The sequence below is a fragment of the Mycobacterium sp. genome (genome assembly GCF_035633495.1).
GTDB lineage: Bacteria > Actinomycetota > Actinomycetes > Mycobacteriales > Mycobacteriaceae > Mycobacterium.
This window is the reverse complement of the sequence record NZ_DASQEU010000014.1, coordinates 1-5,299: the sequence shown is the minus strand read 5'-3', so window position 1 is coordinate 5,299 and position 5,299 is coordinate 1. Positions and strand designations below refer to the sequence as shown.

The 5,299-nt window shown below is 63.1% G+C and carries 3 protein-coding genes and 1 pseudogene; 2 read left to right on the top strand and 2 right to left on the bottom strand.

Features of this window, described 5'->3' with window-relative positions:
* Nucleotides 1–444 precede the first annotated feature (444 nt).
* A pseudogene (locus tag VET27_RS02345) lies at nt 445–597 on the top strand (RNA polymerase subunit sigma-24); the annotation flags it as partial.
* A gap of 515 nt (nt 598–1,112) precedes the next feature.
* Here VET27_RS02345 and VET27_RS02340 read toward each other — a convergent pair.
* Together VET27_RS02340 and VET27_RS02335 are read right to left on the bottom strand one after the other, a co-directional pair.
* On the bottom strand, nt 1,113–2,063 hold the full coding sequence (locus tag VET27_RS02340) for a nucleotidyl transferase AbiEii/AbiGii toxin family protein (protein WP_526514774.1): 951 nt from the start codon (nt 2,061–2,063) through the stop codon (nt 1,113–1,115).
* Complete coding sequence (locus VET27_RS02335) at nt 2,053–2,622, bottom strand: type IV toxin-antitoxin system AbiEi family antitoxin domain-containing protein (RefSeq protein WP_526514773.1); 570 nt, start codon at nt 2,620–2,622, stop codon at nt 2,053–2,055. Before VET27_RS02335 ends, VET27_RS02340 begins: the two co-directional genes overlap by 11 nt.
* Before the next feature lie 235 nt (nt 2,623–2,857).
* Here VET27_RS02335 and VET27_RS02330 point away from each other — a divergent pair, with 235 nt between their 5' ends.
* Entirely contained in the window at nt 2,858–5,215 is a 2,358-nt protein-coding gene (locus VET27_RS02330) for a TOTE conflict system archaeo-eukaryotic primase domain-containing protein (protein WP_526514772.1), read from the top strand.
* Nucleotides 5,216–5,299 lie beyond the last annotated feature (84 nt).

The following is a 5,299-nucleotide window of genomic DNA, read 5'->3' as shown; positions in this document are numbered from 1 at the left end:
AGGGCCAAACGTCGTGGCATACCGTGCCGTATGTCGGTTCAGTCAACGTCGACGCATCGCCCATGACCATCACTCTGCAAGCAAGGTGGTCCTGAATCAAACCGCTCAGTGCTTCCGACTGGAGTCGACATTCTCACTGGTGGCCGTCAGTAGGTACAGCACTACAGATAGGGGCGTCCCCCAGGCGCACCGTTCAGCGACCTTGCCGAGCGCATCGGCCAAGCGCGGCAGCGTATCTGAGCCCGCGGCGGTCAGGGTGCCGATGCTGCAAAGCAGGTCTCGATCAGGACAACTTGGGCTTTCATATCATCCTCGGGAAGGTATGCCCACTTTCACGCCACCTCACCGAGGCACATCCAAACGTTTCGATCATTGCTCGCCGAGACCGACACTGACGGGCGGAAGAGCGGCGGTGAGGATCCAGGCACCGGCGGGCTGCTCCACGCAAGGATTGCCGCGCTGCACGCCACCGCCCACACCGTCGAACACAACGACTGGGTACAGATCGTCGAGCCGTATGACGAACTGCTCGCCGTCACCGACGGCCCGGTCGTCCGGCTCAGCCGCGCCGTCGCGGTCGGTCAGGCCGACGGCCCGGCGCGCCGGCCTCACCGAAGGCAACCACCCGACCTGGCGTGCCACCCGGCGTTCGGGCGATTACACCGGTTCCTGCGGCTGACACACTCCGCGAGCGAGAAAGCTATGGAATCAGCTGTGACGCTCATGGTGGTTGAGCGGATCTCGGTCACGGTCGGGGTTCTGACCTCGATGTCAATTTTCGCGTACCCGATGTTCCCAATCTGTTCCCAATCGATCGTTAGCGATGCGAATGTTCCCAAAAGTGTTCCCAACCCAATGAAAACGGCCCCCGGAGAGATCTCCGAGGACCGTTTTGCCTGGTAGCGGGGACAGGATTCGAACCTGCGACCTCTGGGTTATGAGCCGGCCGGTTGCGGTCTTACGCTTCTACCTACGTCGCTAACGTGCAGGTCGCTTAGATTTCGCGTCTCGCATGTCACGCAGTGTCGAAGCGGTCTCCTCCGTTCCGCACGGTTTCGTTCACAAATCCGTTCACATGCAGCGACGTTGGCGCGATCTGACACGCGGCCGCGTCATGCCTTGTCGACCTCGGCGATCCAGTCGTTGATCTGGGCAACCGCCGCGTCAAGCGAGAAATCGATGCTGGCCGAGGCGGCAGCCCGCTTGTAGTCGTGACCCCAGTGGGCGTGTCCGGTCACGGCCGGCGGCCACATCCTTGCCGGCAAACCGAGCTGTTGGGCTTCCTCGGCTCGGGCCTGAAAGAGGGCCGCACCGGCTGCACGGATCTCGGCCAGCGTCGGACTTCCAGTCTCGGCTGCGAGGTCACGCAGCATGAGCAGGTCGACGACGTCGCGGGCACGATCATTGATGGCGTCCGGCGGTTTGTGAGGATCGGAGACCGCGTGGATCTTCTGTGCAATCTGGAAGCGCATGGCGATCCCAGCGAGGGCGTCGGGGTTCGGTAAGCCGAACCCACTCAGTGGTGGCGGCTCGATGGCGTCGAAGTCCTGGCCGATGCCTGACTCATCGGGTGAGACCTCGAACTGGATGCGCCTCCAGGTGACGCCTCGGAACTCAATGATGATGTCGAACCGACGTGGCTTGATGATCTTGGTGGGAACGTTGACGACCTCGACCTCGCCCCGGCGCAACATGAGCGGTCCCCACGGCTCGGCCAGTGCGCCCTCCAAGGCTAGAAGAAACGCGTCCAGGTCACCGCGGACAAGCCCGTCGACGTCCTTGGTAGTCCGGGCGGTGGCGTGCAAACGGTGTTGAAGCAGGGTGCCGCCCTTGAGGAGGAACAGCTGCCTGCCGTCGGCGTCGATTGCGCGTTGGACACAAGCGATGGCGACCGACGAGGCAACGAGCCAGCCGAGTCTGCCGCCCTTGGCCTCCGGGCCGAGCTTGCCCTCGGCTTGGACGATCCAGTTGTTCAGAACGGTCACCGACGCCGGCTGCTTCGTCTTCGGCTCCAGCGTGTGCAGCAGGGCGGCGAGCCGGGAGCCGATGCGGTCATCGCTCATCGCGAGCCTGCAATGCCGTGGCCAGCTCGTCACGTTCGGCGGACGTCAGATAGCCCTGGACATGCCCCCGGTCGATGGCCTCTCGGAGCAGGTAGGTTGGGGTGCCGTATGCGATGCACTGGGCAACGGCTGTCGCCGGCGTGACGGTGGGGATCTCCTGCCACCAGCCGATCTGCGCTGGCGTGAGGTCCTCCCGGTGGATCACGTAGTCGTCACCACTCGCTCGGCGCAGCCGTCGGTGCTTGGCGACCCTGACGTGGATGCGGTTGGGGTTGACGTCGCTAATGCCATAGGCGTCCAGCGCGGTCTCATGGCTCAGGCACGCCTCCGGTGCACGCGTCCACAGCACGGCAAGCATGTACGGGTCATACTGGCCGACCGGGTACTGCGGGAACCGGTATACCCCGTGCGCGACGCGGGTCAGCGTGCCCCGCTGCACGAGCATCTGCAGCGCACCCTTTCCCACACCCAGATCTGCGGCCTGCTGAGCAGTCACGAACCCGAGCTGCGTGCTCGCAACGTCCCACAGCTCATCCCGCGCCAGCGGCTTCGTCGGCATGGCAAAAGTATAACTAAATCGTGATACTATTGCCACACCTAGAGTCGCCGCATTCGCGCCTCATCTATTTCGACAAGATGGGGCCTGGGCATCGACCTGGCAGACAGCTCATCCGCGCCGTCACCTGACCGCGTCTCGCCGAGGCGACTACCCGACCGCTGAACCACCGTCCGCACACTCACAGTCTTCATGCCGTGAATCGCATCGGCGGTGTACCGACCGGCAGACTGTGGTTGTGGAGGAGCGGTTCCCGGGCGAGTTGGAGACGTTGCGTAGCGACAATGTGCGCTTGCGTCACCTATTGAAACTCAGCGAGGAGCAAGCCCGAGCGGCAGATCCGGATCAAGCTACCCTCTCTGGCGCACCGGAGTCGCCGGTGAGCATGGCATCGGCACCCGAGGAAAAGATCCGCTTCTTCCTGGATCTGTTTCGTTGTCGCTCCGACGTTTACGCGCTGCGTTGGGAGAACCGCCGCGATGGCCGATCCGGTTGGATGCCCGCTATCCGCGGGTACTGGCGCAGGGGCATGAACCGCGCCGACGCACCTTATCTTCCGCTGACTGCCGACATCATCGGTCAGCACTTACTCGGCGATGTTCATATCGGCCTGTATCCGCTTGGCGACGATGACACATGTTGGTGGGTCGCGGCAGACTTCGACAAGGAGGCCGCGATGCTCGACGCACTGGCATATATGAAAGCCGCACGGGCCTACCACGTTCCGGCGGCGTTGGAGGTATCGCAATCTGGGCGGGGCGCACACGTGTGGATCTTCTTCGCGCAGGCCACATCGGCGGCAACCGCCCGCGGCATCGCAACCAGACTGCTCGGCGAGGCTTTTCAACTCCGCGGCAGCATGCACCTCAGCAGCTATGACCGGATGTTTCCCTCCCAAGACGTCCACACTGGCCGTGGCATGGGAAACCTCATCGCCGCACCTCTCAACGGCAAACGCCGCCAACACGGCACAACGCTCTTCCTCGACCCCGCCACCCTAGAGCCCTTCGACGACCAATGGGCCTACCTATCGAGCATCGCGCGGCTTTCACACAAGAACGTCGCCGCGCTCTTTCGTACACTTCCCGATCCGCAATTCGGCCACCGCGTACGCAAGCTGCGGTTACCGACATCGTCGAAGATTGTGCCGAGACCGGCAGCGATCATCCGGGCAACCTTCGCATCACGGATCACCCTGACCGCCAACGATCTTGGTCCGGCCATGATTTCGGCCGTCAAACACGCAGCTTCCATTCGAAATCCGGAGTTCGATGAACGCCAGCGCGTTCGCCGCAGCGTCTGGGATACGCCACGCTTTCTGTATAGCTACGACGAGACAGTCGAGGGCGATCTGGTCCTGCCGCGCGGCTTGCACGCGCTTCTGATGGGCTTGGTCGACTCAGCCGGAAGCACGTTGCACATCGACGACAAGCGCGCCATTGGCGACCTTCACGAATTCAGCTGCTCAACCCAGCTTAGGTCCGAGCAGGCCGACGCCGTCCGACACCTGGTTGAAGAGGACACCAGCGTCCTGATCGCGCCGCCAGGCTCTGGCAAGACCGTGATTGCCTGCGCCGCAATCGCTTCCCGCTCCTGCTCGGCCCTCGTCCTCGTCGACCGCAAGGCACTGGCGGACCAATGGCGTGACCGATTGCAGAAGCACCTCGGATTCAAGTGCGGGCAGATCGGCGGCGGGCGATCCAAGACGACCGGCATCGTCGACATCGCTCTGCTGCCCACACTCGCTCGCCGCGACAACATCGAAGATCTCACGGCGAGCTACGGTTTCGTCATCGTGGACGAATGCCACCATGTCGCCGCCAGCGCGTTCTTCAACGTTCTCAATCAAATACCTGCCAAATACTGGCTCGGACTCACCGCCACACCCGAGCGGCGCGACGGGCTCGAAGACCTCATGTATCACCAACTCGGGTCACATCACGTGACCCTTGAAAACCCTGCAGTCGGCGAGCTCCCCTTAACAAACGCCGACCTACTCGCTCCACACCCGGTTCTGCATCTGCACCCCACCCAGTTTCACTACACCGGGCAAGCCGATCCCAGCGCTCCCGGCGGAATGGCCGAGATCTACCGAGCCCTGATCGCCGATCCAGCCCGACTCGACCAGATCATCGCCGATATCCTCGCCGCTCACACCGACGGCGCCAACATTCTGGTGCTCACCACCTGGATCGACCACCTCAACGCCATCGCCGAACGGCTCCGCAACGAGGGTAAGTCGGTGGTCGTGCTGAGCGGCCAGTTGAAGGCGCGGCAGCGCCGGGAGATCTCCGAACAACTCGCCAACCACACCGTCGACACCGAACCCTTGCTGATCGTCGGCACCAGCTCATTCATCGGCGAGGGATTTGACTGCCCTGACCTGGACACGCTATTCCTCGCTGCCCCGATTACGTTCAAGAACAGACTCGTCCAATACGTCGGGCGCATCACCCGACCCCACCCCGCCAAGACCACCGCGACCGTGCACGACTACCACGACGAACTCACCCCGGTACTCGCCTCGTCGCTACGAAAGCGCGCACCCGGCTACACCAAAATGGGCTTTCCCGACCCCAGAACACGGGTCCGGTAAGCGTCGCTGGCCAGGACGACTGGGGCAGATGACCCAGCGAGCACAGGGTCCATCGCTGTCTTTGACGGCTTATGAACGACAGAC

What these genes read in the sequence shown, in the direction of transcription:
- VET27_RS02335 (WP_526514773.1), bottom strand. Translation starts at nt 2,622, where the DNA reads ATGCCGACGAAGCCGCTGGCGCGGGATGAGCTGTGGGACGTTGCGAGC.
- VET27_RS02340 (WP_526514774.1), bottom strand. Translation starts at nt 2,063, where the DNA reads ATGAGCGATGACCGCATCGGCTCCCGGCTCGCCGCCCTGCTGCACACG.